General features: G+C 68.2%; 22 protein-coding genes. 10 read left to right on the forward strand and 12 right to left on the reverse strand.

What is annotated here, in order from left to right; genetic code table 11:
- Genes BLTE_RS05460 through gor form a run of 3 tightly spaced genes read left to right on the forward strand, consistent with a single transcriptional unit; the run spans position 1 to position 2,564 of the window.
- Complete coding sequence (locus BLTE_RS05460; RefSeq protein ID WP_126398292.1) at positions 1-531, forward strand: DUF2059 domain-containing protein; 531 nt, start codon at positions 1-3, stop codon at positions 529-531.
- Positions 532-563: 32 nt separating this feature from the next.
- Positions 564-1,139, forward strand: coding sequence for a DUF2059 domain-containing protein (locus tag BLTE_RS05465; protein ID WP_126398294.1), 576 nt, complete (start codon positions 564-566; stop codon positions 1,137-1,139).
- 60 nt (positions 1,140-1,199) lie between these two features.
- A complete protein-coding gene (gene gor, locus BLTE_RS05470; RefSeq protein ID WP_126398296.1) occupies positions 1,200-2,564 on the forward strand; it encodes a glutathione-disulfide reductase in 1,365 nt (454 codons plus the stop codon).
- Between the two features lie 29 nt (positions 2,565-2,593).
- Here the strand turns inward: gor and BLTE_RS05475 are convergent, their stop codons facing one another.
- The 3 genes from BLTE_RS05475 to BLTE_RS05485 form a co-directional block, all read right to left on the reverse strand.
- Entirely contained in the window at positions 2,594-3,121 is a 528-nt protein-coding gene (locus BLTE_RS05475) for a hypothetical protein (protein ID WP_126398298.1), read from the reverse strand.
- Positions 3,118-3,972, reverse strand: coding sequence for an archaeosortase/exosortase family protein (locus BLTE_RS05480; protein WP_126398300.1), 855 nt, complete (start codon positions 3,970-3,972; stop codon positions 3,118-3,120). Before BLTE_RS05480 ends, BLTE_RS05475 begins: the two co-directional genes overlap by 4 nt.
- A 366-nt stretch (positions 3,973-4,338) precedes the next feature.
- On the reverse strand, positions 4,339-4,572 hold the full coding sequence (locus BLTE_RS05485; protein WP_126398302.1) for a hypothetical protein: 234 nt from the start codon (positions 4,570-4,572) through the stop codon (positions 4,339-4,341).
- A gap of 754 nt (positions 4,573-5,326) precedes the next feature.
- On the opposite strand from BLTE_RS05485, the gene BLTE_RS05490 reads away from it, so the two are divergent.
- The 3 genes from BLTE_RS05490 to BLTE_RS05500 all read left to right on the forward strand — a co-directional run bounded on the left by BLTE_RS05490 (position 5,327) and on the right by BLTE_RS05500 (position 9,133).
- A complete protein-coding gene (locus tag BLTE_RS05490; protein ID WP_126398304.1) occupies positions 5,327-6,712 on the forward strand; it encodes a class II 3-deoxy-7-phosphoheptulonate synthase in 1,386 nt (461 codons plus the stop codon).
- 353 nt (positions 6,713-7,065) lie between these two features.
- On the forward strand, positions 7,066-7,425 hold the full coding sequence (locus tag BLTE_RS05495) for a diacylglycerol kinase (protein ID WP_244600128.1): 360 nt from the start codon (positions 7,066-7,068) through the stop codon (positions 7,423-7,425).
- Between the two features lie 31 nt (positions 7,426-7,456).
- A complete protein-coding gene (locus BLTE_RS05500; protein ID WP_126398306.1) occupies positions 7,457-9,133 on the forward strand; it encodes an NAD+ synthase in 1,677 nt (558 codons plus the stop codon).
- 4 nt (positions 9,134-9,137) lie between these two features.
- Here BLTE_RS05500 and BLTE_RS18650 read toward each other — a convergent pair whose 3' ends face one another.
- The 3 genes from BLTE_RS18650 to BLTE_RS05515 form a co-directional block, all read right to left on the reverse strand.
- On the reverse strand, positions 9,138-10,328 hold the full coding sequence (locus BLTE_RS18650) for a DUF2865 domain-containing protein (protein ID WP_126398308.1): 1,191 nt from the start codon (positions 10,326-10,328) through the stop codon (positions 9,138-9,140).
- 201 nt (positions 10,329-10,529) lie between these two features.
- The gene (locus BLTE_RS05510) at positions 10,530-11,081 is read right to left on the reverse strand and encodes a MarR family winged helix-turn-helix transcriptional regulator (RefSeq protein ID WP_244600129.1); all 552 of its coding nucleotides are present in this window, start codon (positions 11,079-11,081) and stop codon (positions 10,530-10,532) included.
- A 264-nt stretch (positions 11,082-11,345) separates the two neighbouring features.
- Positions 11,346-12,434 carry a TRAP transporter substrate-binding protein gene (locus BLTE_RS05515; RefSeq protein WP_126398310.1) on the reverse strand — a complete coding sequence of 363 codons (1,089 nt, stop codon included), beginning with the start codon at positions 12,432-12,434 and terminating at the stop codon, positions 11,346-11,348.
- 185 nt (positions 12,435-12,619) lie between these two features.
- Here BLTE_RS05515 and BLTE_RS05520 point away from each other — a divergent pair, with 185 nt between their 5' ends.
- Complete coding sequence (locus tag BLTE_RS05520; protein WP_425290294.1) at positions 12,620-13,132, forward strand: CreA family protein; 513 nt, start codon at positions 12,620-12,622, stop codon at positions 13,130-13,132.
- 98 nt (positions 13,133-13,230) lie between these two features.
- On the opposite strand, the gene BLTE_RS05525 is transcribed toward BLTE_RS05520, so the two are convergent.
- The 3 genes from BLTE_RS05525 to BLTE_RS05535 all read right to left on the reverse strand — a co-directional run bounded on the left by BLTE_RS05525 (position 13,231) and on the right by BLTE_RS05535 (position 15,405).
- Positions 13,231-14,199, reverse strand: coding sequence for an IS110 family RNA-guided transposase (locus tag BLTE_RS05525; RefSeq protein WP_126396710.1), 969 nt, complete (start codon positions 14,197-14,199; stop codon positions 13,231-13,233).
- 270 nt (positions 14,200-14,469) lie between these two features.
- Complete coding sequence (locus tag BLTE_RS05530; RefSeq protein WP_126398314.1) at positions 14,470-14,796, reverse strand: hypothetical protein; 327 nt, start codon at positions 14,794-14,796, stop codon at positions 14,470-14,472.
- Between the two features lie 363 nt (positions 14,797-15,159).
- The gene (locus BLTE_RS05535) at positions 15,160-15,405 is read right to left on the reverse strand and encodes a hypothetical protein (protein ID WP_126398316.1); all 246 of its coding nucleotides are present in this window, start codon (positions 15,403-15,405) and stop codon (positions 15,160-15,162) included.
- Positions 15,406-15,770: 365 nt separating this feature from the next.
- Here BLTE_RS05535 and cysS point away from each other — a divergent pair, with 365 nt between their 5' ends.
- From cysS to cimA, 3 genes are all read left to right on the forward strand, one after another.
- On the forward strand, positions 15,771-17,234 hold the full coding sequence (gene cysS, locus BLTE_RS05540) for a cysteine--tRNA ligase (RefSeq protein ID WP_126398318.1): 1,464 nt from the start codon (positions 15,771-15,773) through the stop codon (positions 17,232-17,234).
- A 270-nt stretch (positions 17,235-17,504) separates the two neighbouring features.
- A complete protein-coding gene (locus tag BLTE_RS05545; protein ID WP_126398320.1) occupies positions 17,505-17,984 on the forward strand; it encodes a GNAT family N-acetyltransferase in 480 nt (159 codons plus the stop codon).
- A gap of 26 nt (positions 17,985-18,010) precedes the next feature.
- Complete coding sequence (gene cimA, locus BLTE_RS05550; protein ID WP_126398322.1) at positions 18,011-19,606, forward strand: citramalate synthase; 1,596 nt, start codon at positions 18,011-18,013, stop codon at positions 19,604-19,606.
- A gap of 162 nt (positions 19,607-19,768) precedes the next feature.
- Here cimA and BLTE_RS05555 read toward each other — a convergent pair whose 3' ends face one another.
- The 3 genes from BLTE_RS05555 to BLTE_RS05565 all read right to left on the reverse strand — a co-directional run bounded on the left by BLTE_RS05555 (position 19,769) and on the right by BLTE_RS05565 (position 22,626).
- On the reverse strand, positions 19,769-20,443 hold the full coding sequence (locus tag BLTE_RS05555) for an LOG family protein (protein WP_126398324.1): 675 nt from the start codon (positions 20,441-20,443) through the stop codon (positions 19,769-19,771).
- A gap of 75 nt (positions 20,444-20,518) precedes the next feature.
- Entirely contained in the window at positions 20,519-21,250 is a 732-nt protein-coding gene (locus BLTE_RS05560; RefSeq protein ID WP_244600130.1) for a superoxide dismutase, read from the reverse strand.
- A gap of 149 nt (positions 21,251-21,399) precedes the next feature.
- Complete coding sequence (locus tag BLTE_RS05565; protein ID WP_244600131.1) at positions 21,400-22,626, reverse strand: integrase core domain-containing protein; 1,227 nt, start codon at positions 22,624-22,626, stop codon at positions 21,400-21,402.
- Positions 22,627-22,628: the final 2 nt, after the last annotated feature.

Consider the following 22,628-nt stretch of genomic DNA (forward strand, 5'->3'; position numbering starts at 1 on the left):
ATGCCCTCTCTGTCTGCGCACACCCTGCGAGGTGGGCTCGTCGCCCTCGGTCTGGCGATGGCCGCGCTGGCGCCGGTGACGCCGGCTGCCGCGCAGCAGGCGGCGGCCAAGCCGTCGGCGGCCCAGGTCCAGCTTGCGCGCGAGCTGATCGAGCTGAACGGCTCGCTGCGCGCCATCGACGACATGGTGCCGGCCTATCTCGATCAGGCCCGCAACATGTTCGTCGTCACCAATCCCGACCTCGCGGCGCCGCTGGCCGAGGTGGCGGCCAGCCTGCGGCCGGAATTCCTGGCCCAGCGCACCGAGGTGGTGGACGGCATCGCCAAGGCCTACGCCTCGCGCTTCACCGAGGCCGAGCTGCGCGAGCTGGTGACGTTCTACCAGTCGCCGACCGGCAAGAAGTTCATCTCTGTGCTGCCGGCGGTGCTGCAGGACAGCTTCCAGCGCATGCAGGCCTGGAGCGCCAAGCTCTCCGAACAGATGGTGGCGCGGATGCGCGCCGAAATGCGCAAGAAGGGGCACGAGCTCTGAGTGGTCCGCAGCGCAGCGAAGTCGAGGGAAAGATGATGACTGTTCGCACACGCGTGTTCGCGGCGGCCGTGGCGTGCCTTGCCGTTGGGTGTCTTGCCGCGGGGTGTCTCGTCCCGGCGCCGGCTCTGGCCCAGCAGCCGGCGCAGCCCGCCAAGCCGGTGCAGCCGGCGCCGCCGCGCGATCCGCAGACGGTGGCGATCGCCCGCGACTATGCCCGCGTCGCCGAGTTGGCGGCCAGCCTGTCGCGTGCGCTGCCGGCGATCTCCGAGCAGATCGTGCGCAATGTGCGCCAGCGGAACCCCGGCGCCAGCCAGGAGACGATGAACGCGTTCTCCGACGCGCTGTTCGAGGAGTTCCTGCTCAAGCGCGCGGCCGAGATCGAGGCGGCGGTGGTCGATGTGCTGCTCGACATCTACACCAAGGACGAGCTGATCGCGCTGAAGACCTTCTATTCGACGCCGACCGGCCAATCGATCATCAAGAAGCAGCCGCAGCTCGGCACAAGGATGCCGGAGGCGCTGCAGGAATGGACGCGCCGCACCGCGCCGGAGGCGGTGAAGGCCGCGGCCGCGCGGCTCAAGGCCTCGGGCAAGGATCTCAAGCTCTAAGGCGCGCTGCGGCGTGATCGGCGCGGCGCCCTTTTGGGCGCCGTGCCCGTTGAGGTGAGCATGTCCGAATTCGACGCCGATCTCTTCGTCATCGGGGCGGGCTCCGGTGGGGTCCGGGCGGCGCGCATTGCCGCCGGCTACGGCGCCAAGGTGATGGTGGCCGAGGAGTTCCGGGTCGGCGGCACCTGCGTCATCCGCGGCTGCGTGCCGAAGAAGCTGCTGGTCTATGCCGCGCGCTTCGCCCACGAGTTCGAGGACGCCGCCGCCTTCGGCTGGAGCCTCGGCGAGCCGGCGCACGACTGGGCGGCGCTGATCGCCGCCAAGGACCGCGAGATCGCCCGGCTGGAGAAGATCTACCGCGCCAATCTGGAGCGGGCCGGCGTCACGGTGATTGCCGAGCGCGCGGTGTTCGCGGACGACCACACCGTCCTGCTCAAGGGCTCGGGCCGGCGCATCCGCGCCCGCCACATCCTGATCGCCACCGGCGCGCATCCGATCCGGCCGGTGTTTCCCGGCTGCGCGCTGGCCGCCACCTCCAACGAGGCGTTCGATCTCGACCGCCTGCCGCGGCGGGTGGTGGTGCAGGGCGGCGGCTATATCGCGCTGGAATTCGCCGGCATCTTCAAGGGGCTCGGCGCCGAGGTGACCGTGGTCCACCGCGGCGAGCGGGTGCTGCGCGGCTTCGACGAGGATGTCCGGCTGGCGATCCAAAAGGAGATGAAGACGCGCGGCATTCGCTTCCGCCTCGGCGAGACCATCCGGGCGGCGGCGCGCGCGGATGCCGGCGTGCGGGTCGAGCTCGCCAGCGGCGACGACATCGAGGCCGACCTGCTGATGGCGGCGACCGGGCGCATGCCCAACACCAGCGGGCTCGGCCTGGAGAACACCGGCGTGGCGCTCGACCCGCGCGGCGCGGTGGCGGTGGATGCGTTCTCGCGCACCAGCGTGCCGCACATCTTCGCGGTCGGCGACGTCACCGGGCGCGTCGCGCTCACCCCCGTCGCCATCCGCGAGGGCCACGCGGTGGCCGACGCGCTGTTCGGCGGCCGGCGGGAGGCGGTCGACTACGGCGCCATCCCGACGGCGGTGTTCACCGAGCCGGAGATCGGCACCGTCGGCGCCACCGAGGCCGAGGCGCGGGCGGGCGGCGCGCCGATCGACATCTACAAGACCAGCTTCCGGCCGATGAAGGCGACGCTCTCCGGCCGCGAAAGCAAGGTGTTCATGAAGCTGGTGGTGGATGGCGCCACCGACCGGGTGCTCGGCATCCACATCATCGGCGAGGCGGCGGCCGAAATGGTGCAGTGCCTCGCCATCGCGGTGAAGATGGGGGCGAAGAAGACCGACTTCGACGCCACCATGGCGCTGCACCCCTCCGCCGCCGAGGAACTGGTGACGCTGCGCAGCAAGTGGCAGCCGGGATGAGGCTATTTCCTGCGCACCTGGAATGCGCGTCAGTCTCGCTCGCGGAGAATTGCATCCACCAGCTCGCGCGAGGCGGTCTCCAGCGTGGATGAACTGAGCCTGCACGATTGGGGCACGGCAAACCGGATGAAGAACGGCATCATCCTGCGCGTGGCGGAAAGGTATATCCTCTCCGCAGCCGTTCTCGCATAGTAGACAAGCCGGGAATGGTATGAATTGTCCGGAATGATCTCGCCATAGAGCGCGTCGACGATGGCGTATCCCTGGTTCCGGTATTGAGCCTCGATGATGCCCGGACCGGTGACGACAAGCAGCGAGAACGGAAAGCCGAAAATCGACTTGCCGCAGCCGGGAGCCTGCATCTCGACACCGGCCGCGGGCGACGCGACGATCGACGTCACGATGAGTGCTGCCGGCTCCGGGCCGAGCCTCGTCCCCGGCGGCAGGTCGAGCGCGGCCGTCAATTTGGGGCGGCGGAGGTCGTCGGCGAGCTTGCTCGACAGTCCGGCGATGGCGGCAAGCGCAATGGCAGCGGCGGCAAATATCCGCGCAGTCATGTCCCGGGGACCGGAGACGGGCGGACCAGCAGATATGTTGCGACGAGCGCGCCCATCAGCCCGATCGAATAGAGTTTGACGCCGAGCCCGTCGTGCCAGAACTCGTAATACGCCCCGGATTGGGCCATCAGGCCGATCCGGGTCAGGTTGAAGACAATGGTGATGCCTGCCATGGCCAGGAACAACGGAACATCCGAACGGGAAATGGTCAGCTTCTCGATCGTCAGCAGCGACAGGCACAGCAGCATCGAGAAGGTGAGGTTGTGGAACGAGGAGCATGGCACCTCGATGAAGATGGCGTGACCGTTCGATGCGACGATCATGTCGCCATCGCGGGCGAAGTCGCCGAACAGCGACAGCAGGTGGCCGACGAGGCTGGCTTCGAAGGCCAGCGCGAGCGGCAGGATGAGGCGGAACAGGAGTGGGCCGAACGTCTCGTAGGACGCCAGGGCCAGGAGGAGCTGGCCTGCCGCCGCCAGCCGCGCATCCTTGCGGAACGAGAAAGACAGCCCGACCGCCGCCATCGCGAGACTGGCGACGTGAAGCGAGGCGAGCGCGATCGGAAAGCTCGCGGCGGCCAGCAGCCAGTCGTCGCGAGCCGTCAGCAGGACGTCGTCGCGAAACCGCTGGATCACGACAAACAGGGCGGTGAGGGCGACCAGTTCACCGGCGCCGACTGCCGCCGCATCGACCAGGAAATTGGCGACCTCGATCGAGTCGGCGACCTTCTGACCGCGCGGCCAGGCCACCGCGACAGCAACGCAGCACAGGAAAAGCAACAGAAGATGCCTGTCGCGACACAAGCTGCCGCGCAGGGTGCTGTTGCTGGGACGTCCGCTCCACTCGATCACGGCAAGACTGGGTCATTTCGGCCGCGGTGGCGGCGGCCGCTGAAATTGAACTGCCACTGTATTGATTTGAGCCGCGGCTGTATTGATTTGAACCGCGGCTGTCTTGGTTTGAATCGCGGCTGTATTTTTTTGATCGCGACTGTATTGACCGGGTCTTGTCCCGGTCATCCACGTCTTTGTTTTCAAAGGTGTTGCAGGCCATGGAGGTCCGCGAGAGGCGGAGTCATGCCGTCTGCTCAGGCTCGTGGTCTGCTCAGGCTCGGTTGCAGGCGCAGGCGAAATCACGCGGCCTGCGCAAGCTCGGTTGCAGCTTCGGGCAAGACGGTTCCCGGGGGCACGGACGTTCACGGTCAGCGACGTTCGCGATCAGTTCTTGCCCTTGCGGCGAAGCGCGACGACCGTCGCAACCCCAGCCATGGCCAGACCGATGAGGCCGATGTCGATGTCGGGACCGGGCGCGCCGCGAGGATGACCGTGAGAACGGTCATGCGAGCGATCATGATGACGGTCCGGATTGCCCGGATGAAAGCCCCACGCGCCCGCTGGCGAAACCAGCGCCAAGTTGAGGAGCAAGCAGAGTACCAAGGAACTTCTAGCCATGATTGACGGCTCCCAGCTAATGACGGTTGAATTTCTAGCCAGCTCAATTTCTGGTGTCAATCGGTTGCAACTCTTAGGTAATACAATCGATCGCAACCTAGCGAGGGTGACACGCGCGCAAAAAGGAGTCCTTTGGTGTCGCAGCGGAAGGTAAGCCGGCAATGCTTCGCGCCGCCGGCACCAGCGTCGATAGGCGTCCCTGCCAAAGCCGAGTCCTGTCAAAGGGATCGGCGCACCTCTTCAGGATTTGAGTCATCGGCGACTGCTGTCGTTCCTGCAGATCCCGTGGAACTGCATGAACGCGTCGCAAGACATTGACGTGACACCAACGGCCCCAAACGCTGACGCGTGGGGCCGTTGACTCTCGCGGATCTTCGTTCGGGAAAGCAGAGATTTCGCGAAAATCCGCGACCGGAACCAACGTGCCGCGTTCGCGGCTGTTGGTATGACGCCTTCCGGTGGGCCGGGCCGGACACCACATCTGCGGAAAAGGCGCCAAGTTCCTTGCCGGCCACACTTAATGTGTTCTGCCTGGACGGCGCCGCGGCGGAGACCGCTCCAGGGCATCCGATCCGACTGCATCGGATCGGATGCCCTAAGCTCTTGAGTTGTCGCATTCTCTTTCGCAAAACCGGCATCCACTTTTGCGGAGAATGCTCTAAGCATCCCGTATGATTTTGCAGGGCACACCCCTGGTGTATAAGCACGCAGGCCGCCGGGGCGCTCCCGCCGCGGCGGCGTCAGGATTGGACACATGGCTGAGCGTTGGACCCCGTCGAGCTGGCGGACGAAGCCGATCGTACAGGTGCCGGACTATCCGGATCAGGCGGCCCTGGCCGCGACCGAGAAGCAGCTTTCCTCCTTTCCGCCTCTGGTTTTTGCCGGCGAGGCCCGCAAGCTGAAGAAGTCGCTGGCGAAGGTCGCGGCGGGCGAGGCGTTTTTGCTGCAGGGCGGCGATTGCGCCGAGAGCTTCGCCGAGCACACGGCCGACAACATCCGCGACTTCTTCCGGGTTTTCCTGCAGATGGCGGTCGTGATGACCTTCGCCGGCGCCGTGCCGGTGGTGAAGGTCGGCCGCATCGCCGGCCAGTTCGCCAAGCCGCGCTCGGCGCCGACCGAGACGCTGAACGGCGTTGAGCTGCCGTCCTATCGCGGCGACATCGTCAACGACATCGCCTTCACGCCCGAGGCGCGGGTGCCCGATCCGCGCCGCCAGATCTCGGCCTACCGCCAGTCGGCGGCGACGCTGAACCTGCTGCGCGCCTTCGCCACCGGCGGTTACGCCAATCTGGAGAACGCGCACCGCTGGATGCTGGGCTTCGTCAAGGACAGTCCGCAGTCCGCCCGCTACCAGCAACTCGCCGACCGCATCACCGAGGCGCTCGATTTCATGCGCGCCTGCGGCATCGACCCCGAGACGCATCCGGAGATGCGCACCACCGACGTCTACACCAGCCACGAGGCGCTGCTGCTCGGCTATGAGGAGGCGCTGACCCGGGTCGATTCCACCACCGGCGACTGGTACGCCACCTCCGGCCACATGCTGTGGATCGGCGACCGCACCCGCCAGCCGGAGGGCGCGCACGTCGAATACTGCCGCGGCATCAAGAACCCGATCGGCCTCAAATGCGGCCCGACGCTCTCCGCCGACGGGCTGATGACGCTGCTCGACATCCTGAACCCGGCCAACGAGCCCGGCCGCATCCAGCTCATCGCCCGCTACGGCACCGACAAGATCGCCGAGCAGTACCCGGCGCTGGTGCGGCGGGTGAAGCAGGAGGGCCGCAGCGTCATCTGGACGTGCGACCCCATGCACGGCAACACGGTGAAGGCGGCGACCGGCTTCAAGACGCGGCCGTTCGACCTGATCCTGCAGGAGGTGCGGGGCTTCTTCGCGGTGCACGAGGCCGAGGGCACGCACCCCGGCGGCGTGCACCTGGAGATGACCGGGCGCAACGTCACCGAATGCACAGGCGGCGCGCGCGCCATCAGCGAGAACGATCTGTCGGACCGCTACCACACCTATTGCGACCCGCGCCTCAATGCCGAGCAGGCGATCGAGCTGGCGTTCCTGATCGCCGACCTGCTCAAGAAGGCCCGCGCCGGCAAGACCCGGCCGCAGGTCGAGGCGGCGGAGTGACCCTCACGCGTCGTCCCGGGCAAGCGGCTTTAGCCGCGCGACCCGGGACCGTTCTCCGGAAGGGGTGCCTTTTCTGAGCACGATCCCGGCTCGGCGCTTCGCGCCGTCCGGGATGACGAAGCCCAGACGGTCGTCCCGGGCAAGGGCCGCAGGCCCGCGACCCGGGACCGTTCGGGGAAATTGGCGCAACCCCGCCGCGATGCTATGGCATAGGGGTCCGGCCTGCAGGCCGGACCCCTATGCCGTTCGCCGAAAAATCCTCATCGGTTCAAGGATTTTTCGGCGAGATCGTTTCCGGTATCCTGAAAGGATCAACCGGAAACCGTATCAAGGCATCGACGGACATTTCGGGGATGGCCGTGCACCGCCTCTACCGCGCGACGCTGAATTCCATCCGCGGGCTTTCCGCGGCGCTCGGCACCGAATCGGCGGTGCGCGAGGAGATGGTGCTGCTCGCCCTCGCCCTGCCGGTGGGCTGGCTGCTGTCGCCGTCGATCGGCTGGTTCGTGGCGATGATCGCGGCGCTGCTGCTGGTGCTGGCGGTCGAGATGCTGAACACCGCGATCGAGAAGCTCGCCGACCACGTCACGCCCGAGCGCCATCCGCACATCGGCATGATCAAGGATATGGGCTCGACCGCGGTGTCGTTCGCGCTGACGGTGGCGCTGCTGGTGTGGGTTGCCGCCATCGCCGTGCATGTCGGGATCTATTGAGGCGAGCGGGCGCGCGGCGTACACGAAAGCCATGCTCCAGAGCCTCACCATCGCCCTTGCCCAGCTCAATCCCACGGTCGGCGACATCGCCGGCAATGCCGAGAAGGTGCGGCGCGCCCGCGCCGAGGCGGCGGCCGGTGGCGCCGACCTCGTGCTGTTTCCCGAACTGTTCCTGGCCGGCTATCCGCCCGAGGATCTGGTGCTCAAGCCAGCTTTCCTCGCCGCATGCCGCGCCGCCATCGAGGCGCTGGCCAAGGAAACGGCGGATGGCGGGCCGGCGCTGATCGTCGGCACCCCCTGGGTGGAGGCGGGCGAGCTCCACAATGCGGTGGCTGTGCTCGATGGCGGCGCCATCGTCGCGCTGCGGTTCAAGGTCGATCTGCCGAACTATGGCGTGTTCGACGAGAAGCGAGTGTTCATGCCGGGGCCGTTGCCGGCGCCGGTCGCGCTGCGTGGCGTGCGCCTCGGCCTGCCGATCTGCGAGGACATCTGGGGGCCCGCGCCGGTGGCGCACCTCGCCGCGGCCGGCGCCGAGATCCTGCTGGTGCCGAACGGCTCGCCCTATCGCCGCACCATCGGCGAGCAGCGCCGGGCGGTGGCGGCGGCGCGCGTCTCCGAGACCGGCCTGCCGCTCGCCTATCTCAACCAGATCGGCGGCCAGGACGAGCTGGTGTTCGACGGCGCGTCCTTCCTGCTCAATGGCGACCGCGCCCCGGCCGCGCAGCTTGCGGCGTTTGCCGAGACCATCGCGCTCACCCGCTGGACCAGGACCGCCGCCGGCTGGCGCTGCTGGCAGGGGCCCGATGCCGGTGTGCCGGCCGAGGACGAGGCCAACTACGCCGCCTGCGTGCTGGGGCTGAAGGATTATGTCGACAAGAACCGGTTTCCCGGCGTGGTGCTGGGGCTCTCGGGCGGCATCGACTCGGCGCTGTGCGCGGCGATGGCGGTGGATGCGCTGGGGCCTGCGCGCGTCCATTGCGTGATGCTGCCCTATCGCTACACGTCCAACCAGTCGCTGTCGGACGCCGCCGACATCGCCACCCGGCTGGGCGTGCGCTACGACATCGTGCCGATCGCCCCGGCGGTCGAGGGGCTGGAGGCGGCGCTGGCACCGCTGTTCGCCGGCAGGCCGCGCGACGTGACGGAGGAGAACCTCCAGTCGCGCGCCCGCGGCACCATCCTGATGTCGGTCTCCAACAAGTTCGGATCGATGGTGGTGACCACCGGCAACAAGAGCGAGATGTCGACCGGCTACGCCACGCTCTATGGCGACATGAACGGCGGCTACAACCCGATCAAGGACCTCTACAAGACCGAGGTGTGGCGGCTGTCGCGCCTGCGCAACCGCTGGAAGCCGGCGGGCGCGCTCGGCCCGGACGGCGAGGTGATCCCCGAGGCGATCATCGACCGGCCGCCGACCGCCGAACTGAAGGACAACCAGACCGACCAGGACACCCTGCCGCCCTACGAGGTGCTGGACGACATTCTGGAACGGCTGGTCGAGAAGGAGATGCCGATCGCCGACATCGCCGCTGTCGGCCACGATGTCGAGACGGTGCGCCGGGTCGAGCGCATGCTGACGCTGGCCGAATACAAGCGCCGGCAGGCGGCGCCGGGCGTCAAGGTGACCGAGAAGAATTTCGGCCGCGACCGGCGCTATCCCATCACCAACCGCTTCCGCGATCCGGGGCCGGACGCGGCGCGGTGACCGCTCACCGGCCCGGCAGGAACGTCGGGCCGACCGCGCGCACCCGGCGTCCGTCGGGGCTGGTCTCGGCTGGCCGCAGCTCGGGAGCGGGCGGCGCCGGCTCGGGCGGCGGCGGCAGGGCGACCACGGGCTCGGGCTGTGACCGCTCGTCCTTGCGGCCCGCCTTCTTGCTCTTGCGGTCGGTGCGGGGCTGGGCCGGCTGCGCAGCCGCCTTGTCCTTGGCCGCCGCCAGCGCCTCCTGCTGCATGGCGCGCGAGCGCTCCTCGGTCACCACGATGTCGCCGCGCTGCACCGTGTCGTCGAGATGGCCGATGGCCTCGGCCCAGCTTTGCCCGGCCGGCTTGCAGGCGCAGCTCGGGTCGAAGGTCTGGCGGTATCTGAAGGCGTTGGGCAGCCGGGTATAGGCCTGCCCGGAGGTGGTGACGGCGTGCGAGACGTCCTCGCCGGGGTTGCGGTGGACGTAGAGCGCCACCTCGGCGGCGGGGCACTGGGCGCGGCAGATCTGCTCGTCCTCGCCGAACTTGGCGGGCGTGGCCGAGAAGCTGATCGGGAAATAGAAGCCGTCGCAGGCGCGCACGCACAGCGTGCGGTAAGTGCCGACCGAGGGCACCTCGGTATAGCCGTCATCCTCGCCCGGCGGAGCGTAGGGGTTGTCGTCCTGCATGACGTCGGGGCGGCCGAACAGCTGTTCGAGGAAGTTGCCCGGCCGCGCCACGCGCGCGGGCGGCAGCGCCGCACGGTATTGCGGGCCGCAATTGTTCTGGCTGAGGGCCGCCAGCACCTGCCGGCGCCGGAACTCGCGGTCGGGCCCCTGCGCCCCCTGCACGCGGGAGAGCTCGGCCATCATGCGCTCGAGGCTCTGCTGCAGGCGGTCGATCTGGCGCTCCAGCCGCTCGCACTGGGGCGGGCGCTCGGGGGCGCCGAACAGGAAGAAGTTGGGCGCCCGCGCGCAGCCGATGCGCTGGGCCTGGGCGATGGTGCGGTCGAGCTCGTTCTGCTGCTTGCCGATCGCGTCCTCGTAGCGGCGCTGCTCGGCGGCGTCGGCCGCCGACGGCCGGTCGATCCGCGCCAGCTCGGCCTCCAGCCGGATGCACGCCTGCACCCGCGGCTGCGGATACACGGTCTGGGCTTGGACGACGGCCGAACCGCCGAGAAGGGCCGCAAGCGCGGCGAGGGGAATGACGACGGCGAGCATCGTGCTCTCGGAATTGGGGCGGGCCTGCCGGCGAATCTATACGATTTCCAGCATTCATCGTCCGGTCCCGCGGTCGAATCGGCCGCGGATCCGGAGTCAGGCTGGAACTGTCGAAGAGTCACTCAAGCGGGGCTTGGTGTCCGATTTATGGACAGGGGACCATGCCGCCGGTTTTCCGGTTCCTTGGGCTCGAGAACCGTCTCAGTCCAGCTCGTCGTCGGCGCCCGCCGGGCCTTCGGCAGCCCACACCGAGGCGCGGGCGGTCAACTTCTCGAATATGCTCTCCAGCGCCGCGCGCTCGGCCGGGTCGAGGTCGGCCAGCATGCGGTCGGCGAACTCGACCGCCGAGGGCACAATGGCTTGGTAGATCGCCTGGCCGTCCTCGGTCAGCGACAGGAAGGCCTCGCGCAGGTCCGCCTTGTTGGACCGGCGCACCAGCAGCCCGCGCCGTTCCAGGGTGGCGACGGCGCGCGACACCTTGGTCTTGTGCATGTGGCTGTGGGTGCCGACCTGCTTGGCGGTGAGCGTGCCGAACTGGCCGATGGTGGCGATGACGCGCCATTCGGGAATGGCGATGCCGAACCGCTCGTCGAAGATCCGCCCGAGCGCCCGCAGCACCAGCGCCGACAGGACGTTGAGGCGGTAGGGCAGGAAGGTCTCCAGCCGCAGCAGCGGGTCGCTTGGCGGGGTTGGCAGCGTATCGGCCGGCGCCCCGTCGTCTCGGGCGCCCGGCATCAGGGAGCGAGGTTGCATGCGCAACTATCTTCCGATGAAAAAAGACTCTCTCGGACGAACCGGTCGCAACGGGATAGCTCACCGCGCCGGCAATGGAAAGAACCTTGGTGTCCGTGCGTTTCCGCAAGGGGAGGGGCGCGGCGGTCTGGGCCGAGAGCCGCGCGGCGAGCCGCCGTCCGTCCGGCGTGGCGGTAATCTGCGGCCGAAACATCCGCCGGACCGGTTCCGGGCCCGGCCGGGGCCGCTCGTGAGCGGTCCCGGCCGTGTTCTGTTCGCGGCCGCTTACGACCGCCCGCGCGTGCGCGCCATGAAGGAGTCGAACGACAGTTCGCCGACCTGCCACCACGCCAGCTGGTCGGCGCGATAGGCGTTGACCGAGTCGAGGCACTTCTTGAAGTCGGGGTTCTTGGCGGCCATCTCGGCCAGCAGCTCGTTGGAGGCCTTCAGCGCTGCCTCCATGATCGCCTGCGGGAAGGGCCGCAGCTCGGTGCCGGCGGCGAGCAGCTTGCGCAGCGCCGGGGCGTTCACCGTGTCGTACTTGGCGAGCATCCAGACATTGGCGGCGTCGCACGCCTGCTTCAGGATCGCCTGATAGGCCGGCGGCAGCTCGTTGTACTTTTCCAGATTGGCGATGAAGTGGATCATCGCCCCGCCTTCCCACCAGCCCGGATAGTAGTAGTACTTCGCGACGCGGTAGAGGCCGGTCTTCTCGTCGTCATAGGGGCCGACGAACTCGGCGGCGTCGATGGTGCCGCGCTCCAGCGCCGAATAGACGTCGCCCGGCGCGATCACCTGCGGCACCACGCCGAGCCGCGCCAGCACCTGGCCGCCCATGCCGGCGATGCGGAATTTGAGGCCCTGGAGGTCGGCGACGTCCTTAAGCTCCTTGCGGAAGAAGCCGCCCATCTGGCAGCCCGAATTGCCGGCCAGGAAGCCGATGGCGTTGAACTTGGCGAGCGAGGCGTTGATGAGCTCGGCGCCATCGGCAAAATGCCACCACGCATTGGCCATGCGGGCATTGAGGCCGAACGGCGAGCCGGTGCCGAACACCAGGACCGGATCCTTGCCGGTGTAGAAATAGGTCGGCGTGTGGGCGCACTCGACCGCGCCGGTGGTGACCGCGTCCAGCGCCTGCAGCGCCGGCACCAGCTCGCCGGCCGCGAAGCACTGGATCTGGAACCGGCCGTCGGTGGCATCGGACACGTATTTGGCGAGCGTCTGGGCGGTGCCGAAGATGGTGTCGAGGGTCTTGGGGAAGCTCGACGTCAGACGCCATTTCACTTCGGGCATGCTCTGGGCCACCGCGGGGCTGGCCACGGCGCCTGCGGCAGCGGCAACAGCCGCACCTCTGAGAAATGTCCGTCTTTCCATCGTCGAGTCCTCCTGCGGGCGTGCGAAACGCGGCGCCGATTGCACTACGCTCTCTCCGCGCGGCCGGCAACCGAGCGAAGATGAAACCGCGGCCGATGCGGTCCGCCGCGGCCGGAACGTCTCGAACTTGTGACGTCTCGAACTGGCGGCGGACGGCCCCTATATGGAGGGCGGAGGGCAGGATGATGATCAACAGGATTTCGTGTGCGGCGATGGCGGCGGTGGCCGCCCTGGTGCTGGCGGGCCCGGCGGCGGCGGCCGAGCCCGATCTGATCTTCCGCAAATCGACCGTGTGGAAGATGCTGACGCCGGACGACAAGCTCGCCACCTATGCGATCGACGATCCCGACGTGGAGGGCGTGGCGTGCCACTTCACCGTGCCGGAGCGCGGCGGGGTGTCGGGCATGTTCGGCCTCGCCGAGGAGGTGTCGGACGTGTCGCTGGCCTGCCGGCAGGTTGCGCCGATCCGCTTCACGTCCAAGTTTTCGCAGGGCGACGTGGTGTTCCGCCAGTCGCGCTCGCTGTTCTTCAAGAGGATGCAGATCGTGCGCGGCTGCGACACCAAGCGCAACGTGCTGGTCTACCTCGTCTATTCGGACAAGCTGATCGAGGGCTCACCGAAGAACTCGACCTCGACGGTGCCGATCATGCCCTGGGGCGGCGACACGCCGGAGCGCTGCGAGAATTTTCTGAAGTGAGAGCGGCTTGCCCGCGCGGTCTCTGCCGAGCGTGAGCGAGCCGGGATCGGCATGTTCGGGCCTTGTCATCCCGGGCGAGGCGAAGCCGAGAGCAACTGTCATGCGGTTTTGGGGTCTCGCCAGGGTTTGTTGTCTCGAATCATGGCGTTGAGGATGGTCAGGAGCTTTCTGGCGATGGCGATGAGGGCGACCTTAGCGGGTTTTCCGCGGGCTTTGAGGTCGGCGTAGAGCTGTTTGGCCCACGGGTTCCAGTGGATGGCGGCGAAGGCGGCGAGATAGCAGGCGCGCTTGAGCGCGCGGCGTCCGGCCTCGATATGGGCCGGCCGCCGCGCTTTGCCGCTGTCGTTGCGATAGGGTGCGCAGCCGCCGATGGCACCGGCTTGGCGGGGGGTGAACCGGCCGAGTTCGGGAGCTTCTGCGAGCAGGACGCGGGCCGTCTTGTTGGCGATCCCCGGCACCGAGGTGATGATCTTGGCCTTGGCGTCCATCGCCGGATCGGCGGCGATCAACGCCTCGATGGCCTGTTCGGCCGCGGCGACGGTCTCGCGCAGGGCGGCGATTTCGGCATCGAGCCGGGCGGTGATGGCCGCCAGGGTGGGGTGGGCCTTGCGGTTCTCGAGGCGGCGGATGTCGGCCTCGGCGCGGGTGATTTCGCGCACCCAGGCGGTCAGGTCGCTCTGCGCTTGCGAGGGCTCCGGGAACGGCCGGCAGGGGTGATGCAGCATGAAGGCGCGGATGATGCGGGCGTCGAGCGGATCGCTCTTGGCGCGCTGGCCGCAGGCCTTGGCGAACTGGCGGCAGCGCCAGCTGTCGACCTGCAGCACGGTGAGGCCGGCCTCGCGCAGCACCGCGACCGCCAGGCGTTCATAGCCGCCGGTCGGCTCCAGGCCGGCGGTGGTGAGCCCGGCCTTCACCAGGCGCCTGGCCAAGCGCTGGAGAGCCGCGGGGGTGTTATCGACGCGCTCGACCTTGGTGTCGTCGAAGGCGATGTCGAGCCAGTCCTTGGAGACATCGATGCCCACAAGGTGGGTGGCAAGCGGCGTCGGGTGTGGCAGCATGGCAAGCATCCCAGGCTTGGAAGCGGGGTCAAAAGCCCCGTGCAACTGTTCGGGTTGGCTTGGGACGGACGGCCGCTTCTGCTCGCGACGGCCTCGAAGGCTCACCCGGGATACGGCGTGCCGCCCGCACCGGCTCGGGGTGGCCACCCCGAGCCGGTGCACCCATCAAAGCACAGTTCGCCGTTCCAACCCGGGATCGTCTTCCGGAAAGACCTCTATCCGGCACACGGTCCCGGGTCGCGCGGCTGGCGCCGCTTGCCCGGGACGACAGGCGGGGCGTCAGCGCGAGCAGATGATGGCGATCAGCTCGCCGCAGGCGCGGCCGCTGCAGTTGGCGGCGAGCTGGGCCCCTTGCGAGGCCTGCCGCGTGCCGGCGGAATTGGTGCGGTCGAGACGGCCGAAATCGACCACGGTCTGGTAGTCGCGGCTGTGGCACCAGGCGGCGGCGGCCGCCTGTCCGCACGGGCGGCCTTCGGCCAGGCACTGGTCGACGCCGTAGCCATCGAAATTGGAGATCACGAACGTCTCGGTCTCGACGGCGGCGGCGGTGGTGGCCGACAGGCCGAGGGCGACGACGGCGGACAACAGGGGGCGGGGGAAACGCATCGCAAAACCTCGCGCGGGCCGGCGCAAACCGACCCGACGGAACACGGCACGAAAGGAGGATGGAGGGCGCGAAAACCTCGCGGCGCCAGAATCAGGATGTCTTGGATAGAGCGGCAGCGCGCCGCGCCCGTCAATGAAGCGGGTTTCGCCGGGGCCACTTTGCGCCAAGGTGTTGCGCGCCTGCCGCAGCCCACGCGCCGCCGGCACGGGGAGGGGGCAGCGTCATCCGGTGTCCGCGAGCCCTTTGCCCGGCGATGGGATTTTCAGCGAGCGGACAACAAAAATCCGGCACACTCGGCCGGATTTCGCATTCGTCATCTTCAGGCGGTCGCGTCTATCTTCAGGCGGTCGCGTCGCGCCGGATCAGTGCAGCCCGAAGGGCAGGCGCATCAGCCGGCCGAGCCGGCGGCGGCCGAACAGCGCCCAGCCATCGACCGGGGCAGCCTCGCCCGGCAGCATGATGGCGTCCGAGCGCGAGAAGCCGGGCGCGCCGAGCAAAGTATCGAGGCTCGGCAGAATCACCACCACGCGCGTCCCGTCGCTCTCGACGTATTCGCTGACGATCGTTTCACTGGGACCGGGGAATTGCGGACGGGGTGATCTTGTCATGGTGCCTTCCTGACGCAACGGATGTGGCCTCCGCTGTCGCTTGCTGTTCTTGCGTCGTCTGTAAGGCGTACGAGGTTCATGACTCGCCAAGATGTTTGCCTAACAGAATTCTTGGTGAAAGGTTCCAAAACAAGTCGGAGTTTTTCGCCTGCCGCGGCAAAGCCGGGGCATCTTTGTGGCCGGCCGCCATTCTGGCGCTTGACAAGCCCTGCCGGGGTGATCACGGTGCCGGCCATGACGGGAAATCGCGTCACATCGCGCTGTGCCATCGTCGCACAGATTATCGGCGGCTGAGGAATATCCGGCCGCGGACGCCCCGCTTTACCCATCGCGAGCGCCTCCGCCGGTCCGGCAGGGGGATACTCGTGGCTGAACTCAAGCTCTATGACACGCTGACGCGCGAGAAACGGCCGTTCGCTCCGCTCGATCCGGCGCGCGGCGTGCGCATGTATGTCTGCGGGCCGACCGTCTATGACTTCGCCCACATCGGCAACGCCCGGCCGGTGATCGTGTTCGACGTGCTGTTCCGGCTGCTGCGCCACCTCTATGGCGCCGACCACGTCACTTATGTGCGCAACATCACCGACGTCGACGACAAGATCAACAAGCGCGCCTTCGAGCGCTGGACGCACGAACGCCCGCTCACCGCCGAGATCCGGGCGCTGACCGACCAGACGCTCGCCCAGTTCCACGCCGATGTCGACGCGCTGGGCTGCCTGCGCCCGAGCCATGAGCCGCGCGCCACCGACTTCGTGTGCCGGCCCGAGCCCTCCGCGCTCGACATGATCAAGATCATCGAGAGGCTGATCGCGCGCGGCCACGCCTATGTCGAGCAGGGGCACGTGCTGTTCGACGTGCCGTCGATGCCGGCCTATGGGAAGCTCGCCCGCCGCTCGCTCGACGAGATGGTGGCCGGTGCCCGCGTCGATGTCGCGCCCTACAAGCGCGATCCCATGGATTTCGTGCTGTGGAAGCCCTCCGACCCCGAGAAGGAGCCGGGCTGGGAGAGCCCCTGGGGCTTCGGCCGGCCGGGTTGGCACATCGAGTGCTCGGCGATGTCCGGCGCGCTGCTGGGCGAGGTGTTCGACATCCATGGCGGCGGCATCGACCTCGTGTTTCCGCACCACGAGAACGAGATCGCGCAAACCTGCTGCGCCTTCGGCACCGAGCGGATGGCGAACTTCTGGATGCACAACGGCTTCCTGATGGTGGAAGGCGAGAAGATGTCGAAGTCGCTCGGCAACTTCATCACCATCCGGGAATTGCTGGCGAGCGACAGGTTCGGCGGGCAGAATTGGGTGGGCGACGTGCTGCGCCTCGCCATGCTCAAGACGCACTACCGCCAGCCGATCGATTGGACCGCCGAGGGCCTGAACGAAAGCACGAATACGCTCGACGACTGGTTCCGCCTCGCCGCGCCGGACCAGCCGGCCGAGCCTTCGCCGGCCGTCATCGGCGCGCTCGCCGACGATCTCAACACGCCGAAGATGATCGCCGAGCTGCACGCGCTGCGGAACCGCATCCGCGTGCCGCAGCAGGGCGCGGAGGCGGAGGAGCTGGGGCGCAACCTCGCCTTCCTCGGCTTCGACCGCGCCCGGTTCGCCGCGTGGCAGAAGAGCCGCGAGCACGCGGTGCTGCAGGCGCTGGGCGGCATCGACGAGACGGAGATCGAACGCCTGATCGCCGCGCGCCTCGCCGCGCGCAAGGCCAGGAACTTCGCCGAGTCCGACCGCATCCGCGACGAGTTGGTCGCGAAAGGCATCGCGCTGATGGACGCCAAGGATCCGGCCACCGGCGAGCTCACCACGACTTGGAAGGTGGCGCGATGAACCGCCAGCCGGCACCTCTTCTTTCGCTTGTCGTGCCGCCCGCGCGTCCTGCCCGCGCGCGTCGCGGGCATGCACGTCTTCATGCCAAATCAGAGACGTGGATGGCCGGGACAAGCCCGGCCATGACGACGGCAAATGTCGTCGCAGTCTGTCGCCGTTTCCGGTCTCGAATGGGCCATCGGCCCGAGGCGGGTGAGGGGGCCTCTGGTGCCAGCGTGCCGAAGTTCCTCTCATTCGGTGCCGTTTGCGCAAACGGCGTGAGGTGACCTCATGGGCCAATCCAAGCCAACCATCGCGCTCCGGCCCTATCTGCCGGCGGATGCGCCGGCGCTGACGGCGCTGTTCGAGGCGTCGGTCGCCGAGCTTGCGGCCGAGGATTATTCCGACGCGCAGCTTGCCGCCTGGATCGCCGCGCTCGACGAGGCCGATCTCGCCGCGCGGCTTGCCGATCAGCTTGCGCTGGTCGCCACCGTCGGCGGCGAGATCGCCGGCTTCGCCGCGCTCGAAGGCAACCGGGCGATCGACATGCTCTACGTCCATCCCGAGATGGCGCGGCAGGGCGTGGCGACGGCGCTGATCGATGCGCTGGAGAAGCTTGCCGCCGCGCGCGGCGCCAAGGCGCTGGAGGTCGAGGCGAGCGACACCGCCGAGCCGTTCTTCCGCTATCGCGGCTATTCGCCGGAGCGACGCAACACCAAGGTGCTGGGCGACGAATGGCTCGGCAACACCACCATGAAGAAGACCCTGTGAGCACGGGAACCCAAGGACCGAACCCCATGAGCCGCGAGCGCGTCTATCTGTTCGACACCACTCTGCGCGACGGCGCGCAGACCAACGGCGTCGATTTCTCCCTTGAGGACAAGGCCGCGGTGGCGGCGATGCTGGATGGGCTCGGCATCGATTACATCGAGGGCGGCTATCCCGGCGCCAATCCGCAGGACACTAGGTTCTTTTCCGAGAAGAAGACCCTCAACGCCACCTTCACCGCCTTCGGCATGACCAAGCGCGGCGGGCGCTCGGCCTCCAACGATCCCGGCCTCAATGCGCTGCTCGATGCCGAGGCCGACGCCATCTGCTTCGTCGCGAAAAGCTGGGACTATCACGTCGATGTCGCGCTCGGCATCTCGCGCGAGGAGAACCTCGACTGCATCCGCGAGTCCGTTGCGGCGGCGCGGGCGCGCGGCCGCGAGGCGCTGGTCGATTGCGAGCATTTCTTCGACGGCTACAAGGCCAATCCGGACTATGCGCTCGCCTGTGCCAGGACGGCGTATGAGGCCGGCGCGCGCTGGGTGGTGCTGTGCGACACCAATGGCGGCACGCTGCCGGAAGAGGTCAGCCGCATCGTGTCGGAAGTGGTGCGCGTCGTGCCGGGCGATCATCTCGGCATCCACACTCATGACGATTGCGGCTGCGCGGTCGCCAATGCGCTGGCGGCGGTGGCGGCCGGCGTGCGGCAGGTGCAGGGCACGCTGAACGGGCTCGGCGAGCGCTGCGGCAACGCCAACCTCACCACCATCATCCCGGCGCTGAAGCTGAAGCCTGAGTTCGCCAACCGCTTCGATACCGGCGTGAGCGACGAGGCGCTGTCCAGCCTCACCCATGTCAGCCGCGTGTTCGACGAGATGATCAACCGCGCGCCGAACCGCTACGCGCCGTTCGTCGGCGAGAGTGCGTTCGCCACCAAGACCGGCATCCACGCCTCGGCCATCGCCAAGAACCCGGCGACCTACGAGCATGTTGCGCCCGAGCGCGTCGGCAACCGCCGCAAGGTGCTGGTGTCGGATCAGGCCGGCAAGTCGAACGTGCTGGCGGAGCTTGAGCGGCTCGGCATCGCCGTCAATCGCGACGATCCGCGCATCTCGCGCATGCTCGACGAGATCAAGGAGCGCGAGGCGGAAGGGTATGCATACGAGGGCGCCGATGCGTCGTTCTTCCTGCTCGCCAAGCGCGTGCTCGGCGAGGTGCCGGAGTTCTTCAAGGTCGAGCGCTTCTCGGTGAATGTCGAGCGGCGCTGGAACGCGGTCGGCAAGCTGGTCACGGTGGCCGAAGCGATCGTGAAGGTGAGGATCGGCGACGAGGAACTGATCTCGGCAGCCGAGGGCAACGGCCCGGTCAATGCGCTCGACGTGGCGCTGCGCAAGGATCTCGGCAAGTATCAGAGCCTGATCCGCGATCTCGAGCTGGTCGATTATCGCGTGCGCATCTTCCGCGGCGGGTCGGACGCGGTGACGCGCGTGCTGATCACCTCGCGCGCCGCCGACGGCGAGACCTGGAGCACGGTCGGCGTATCGCCCAACATCATCGACGCGTCGTTCCAGGCGCTGATGGATTCCGTCGTCTATCAGTTGGTGCGGGTGGGCGCTGCGGCGTGAGGTGTTGTTGTCATCCCGGCCAAGCGGCGAAGCCGCGCGAGCCGGGATCGTTTTCAGGAAGGCGACATTTCCTGCGGACGGTCCCGGGTCTCGGCTCACGCCTCGCCCGGGACGACGCGCATTCGTGGGGCGCAATAGCGGCAGCGTATTGCGCCGGTCGCCTCACATCTGCCGGGCGATCTCGCGCTCCTCGGCGACGAGCGGCGGGCGGGCGGCGGCGCGCAGCATCGGGATGATGTCGTGGACGTGCGCGGCCACCAGCGGCCGCACCTCCCATTGCGGGCGGATGAAGCCGTTTGCGCGCATGTGGTCGAGCAGCGCCAGCAGCGGGTCCCAGAAGCCCTCGACATTGGCCATCAGGATCGGCTTGCGATGGCGGCCGAGCTGGGCCCACGTCAACTGCTCGACCAGTTCCTCCAGCGTGCCGATGCCGCCGGGCAGCGCGACGAAGGCGTCGGCGCGCTCGAACATCAGCCGCTTGCGCTCGTGCATGTCGTCGGTGACGATCATTTCCTCGGCGCCCTCGAAGGCGAATTCGCGCTCGACCAGGAAGCGGGGAATGATGCCGGTCACCCGGCCGTCGGCATCGGCGACCGCGCGCGCCACCGTGCCCATCAGCCCCATGCTGCCGCCGCCATAGATCAGGCGGATGCCGTGCTCGGCGAGCAGCCGGCCGAAGGTGCGCGCGGTCTCGACGAACACCGGCGCGCTACCGTCCGAGGAGCCGCAATAGACGCACACGGCATCGATGCCGGGCTTGAAGGCCTCTTCGGTCTTGCCGGCGTCTTCAGTGTTGCTGGAGTCGGCGGGTTTCGGAGCGCGGGAGGTGTCGTGCATGTCGTCCTTCTTCGGTTCGGGACCGGGGTGTCCCGTGGAACGTCCGGTCCGGCTTTGCCGGGCCGGACGCTCGGATCATGCCGCCGCCCGGCGGTAGTTCGCTTCGGCGGTGTCCCAGTTCACGGTGTTCCACCAGGCGACGAGGTAGTCCTTTCGGCGATTCTGATACTTCAGATAGTAGGCATGTTCCCACACATCGACGCCGAGCACGATGCCGGACTGACCGTCCATCAGCGGGCTGTCCTGGTTGGGGGTGGAGAGGATCCGCAGCTTCTTGTCCTTGTCGACGATCAGCCACGCCCAGCCCGAACCGAAGCGGCCCAGGCCGGCCTCGTTGATCTGGTCGCGCATCTGCGGCAGGCCGCCGAGGTCGCTCGCGATCGCCGCCTTGAGCGATCCGGTCGGTTCCTTTGCGCCGCCGGGACGCATCAATTCCCAGAAGAAGCTGTGGTTCCAATGGCCGCCGAGATTGTTGCGCACGCCGGTGCGGATCGAGTCCGGCAGCGCGGCGAGATTGGCCAGCGTCTGCTCGATCGGCCGGGCGCCGAGATCGGGATATTTGGCGGCGAGCGCGTTGGCGTTGGCGACATAGGCGCCGTGGTGGCGCTGGTGGTGGATCATCATGGTCTGCGCGTCGATATGGGGTTCGAGCGCAGCGTAGTCATAGCCCAGCGGCGGCAGGACGAACGGCCCGCCCGACGCCGCGGGCTGGGCGAAGGCAGGGCCGCCGTGGCCGGCAAGGCCGGCCGCCGTCATCGCCGCCAGGGCCTTCAGGGCGTCGCGTCTGTCGATCTCGCGTCTGATCATGGCAGTCTCCGGGGGAGGGTGCCGCGACATGCAGCGCGTTATCAACGTGGATGACGACGGAAAGATCACGCTCACGCTTGCGTGTGCGCCGCGGCGGGCGGCGGCATGCAGACGACGGGCGCCGGGACGTTCTGTGCACCTCCTCTTGTTCAACCGGGAAGATGGTCGACAGTTTGGACCGGGAGGATGGTCGACAGGTCTGGGTTGGGGTTTGCGGTTTGTTCCGCCGGTTCGCGGAGCCCCGGACGGGGCGGAGCGAAGCGGCGGAACAAACCGCGGCGATCGATCAGGCCGATGTCGTGCGCGCGGAAGCGCACGACATGGTCGCCCGTCTCGAGCTCCTCGAGGCCGAGCAGCTCGCCCGCGAAGGCTTCGCCGATGAAGACGTGCTCGCCCTTCCATTTGATGTCGCCGGCCGGCCGCACCCGGCGCACCTGATGATCGGCGTCGTACCAGGGGTCCTCGACGGTCTCCGGCATCGCCCGCGGGGATGCGACGTAGAGATTGGCCGGGGGATGCTGCGCGATTGCCTCGTGCGGCCGCTCCTCGTTGTAGTGCCGGCGGAACGCATCGAAGCGCGCCTGCTGCTCGGCCGCCGTCGCCGCCGCGGGATCCGTCGTCTGCTCCTTCAGCGTCCGGTGCATGCGCTCGTGCCGGCCGTTCTCCTGCGGCGAAGCCGGCCGAATGAAATGCGGCTCGATGCCGAGCTTGAGCCACCACACCGACAGCCGCGTCAGTCCGCCCGCACCGGTCGAGCCGAACGGCGGCCCGTTGTCGCAGCGGATCGCCTTCGGCAGGCCGTGCTCGCGGAACGCCTGCGCGAACACCGGCCGAACCCCCGCCGCGGTCGGTGGCGCCACCCGCACCTCGATCAGGAACCGCGTGACCCCGTCGGTCAGCGTCAAAGGATCGATCCGGTGCCCGTCCCGCGTGCGGAACCAGCCCTTGAAATCCGCGCTCCACTCGTCGTTCGGCGCCACCGCCGCGACGAACGAGCGAGCCTGGTCGATCGGACGCCGCCGCCGCTTCACCGGCGCGACCAGCCCGGCCGCCTTCACGATGTCGCCGATCGTCGAGGCCGCCGGCCACGTCACCTCGGGAACGTCCCGCTGCAACCGCGCCAGAAGCTTGCGCGGCCCGAAATACGGAAACCGCCGCCGAAGCCGCACGATCTCCGCCGCCAGCGCCGCCGGGGTGCGGTGCGGACACCGCAGCGGCGCGTGCGACCGCTCCACGAACCAGTCCGCAGCCCCGCTCGCCCGCCGCGCCCGCCACGCATAGAACGTATCCCGGCTCACCTCGTAGCGCCGGCAGAGCTCCGATACGCTCCATGCCCCTGTGTCGTAATCCGACAGCATCCGGATCCGCTGCTCCATCC

Source organism: Blastochloris tepida (assembly GCF_003966715.1).
Classification (GTDB): domain Bacteria; phylum Pseudomonadota; class Alphaproteobacteria; order Rhizobiales; family Xanthobacteraceae; genus Blastochloris; species Blastochloris tepida.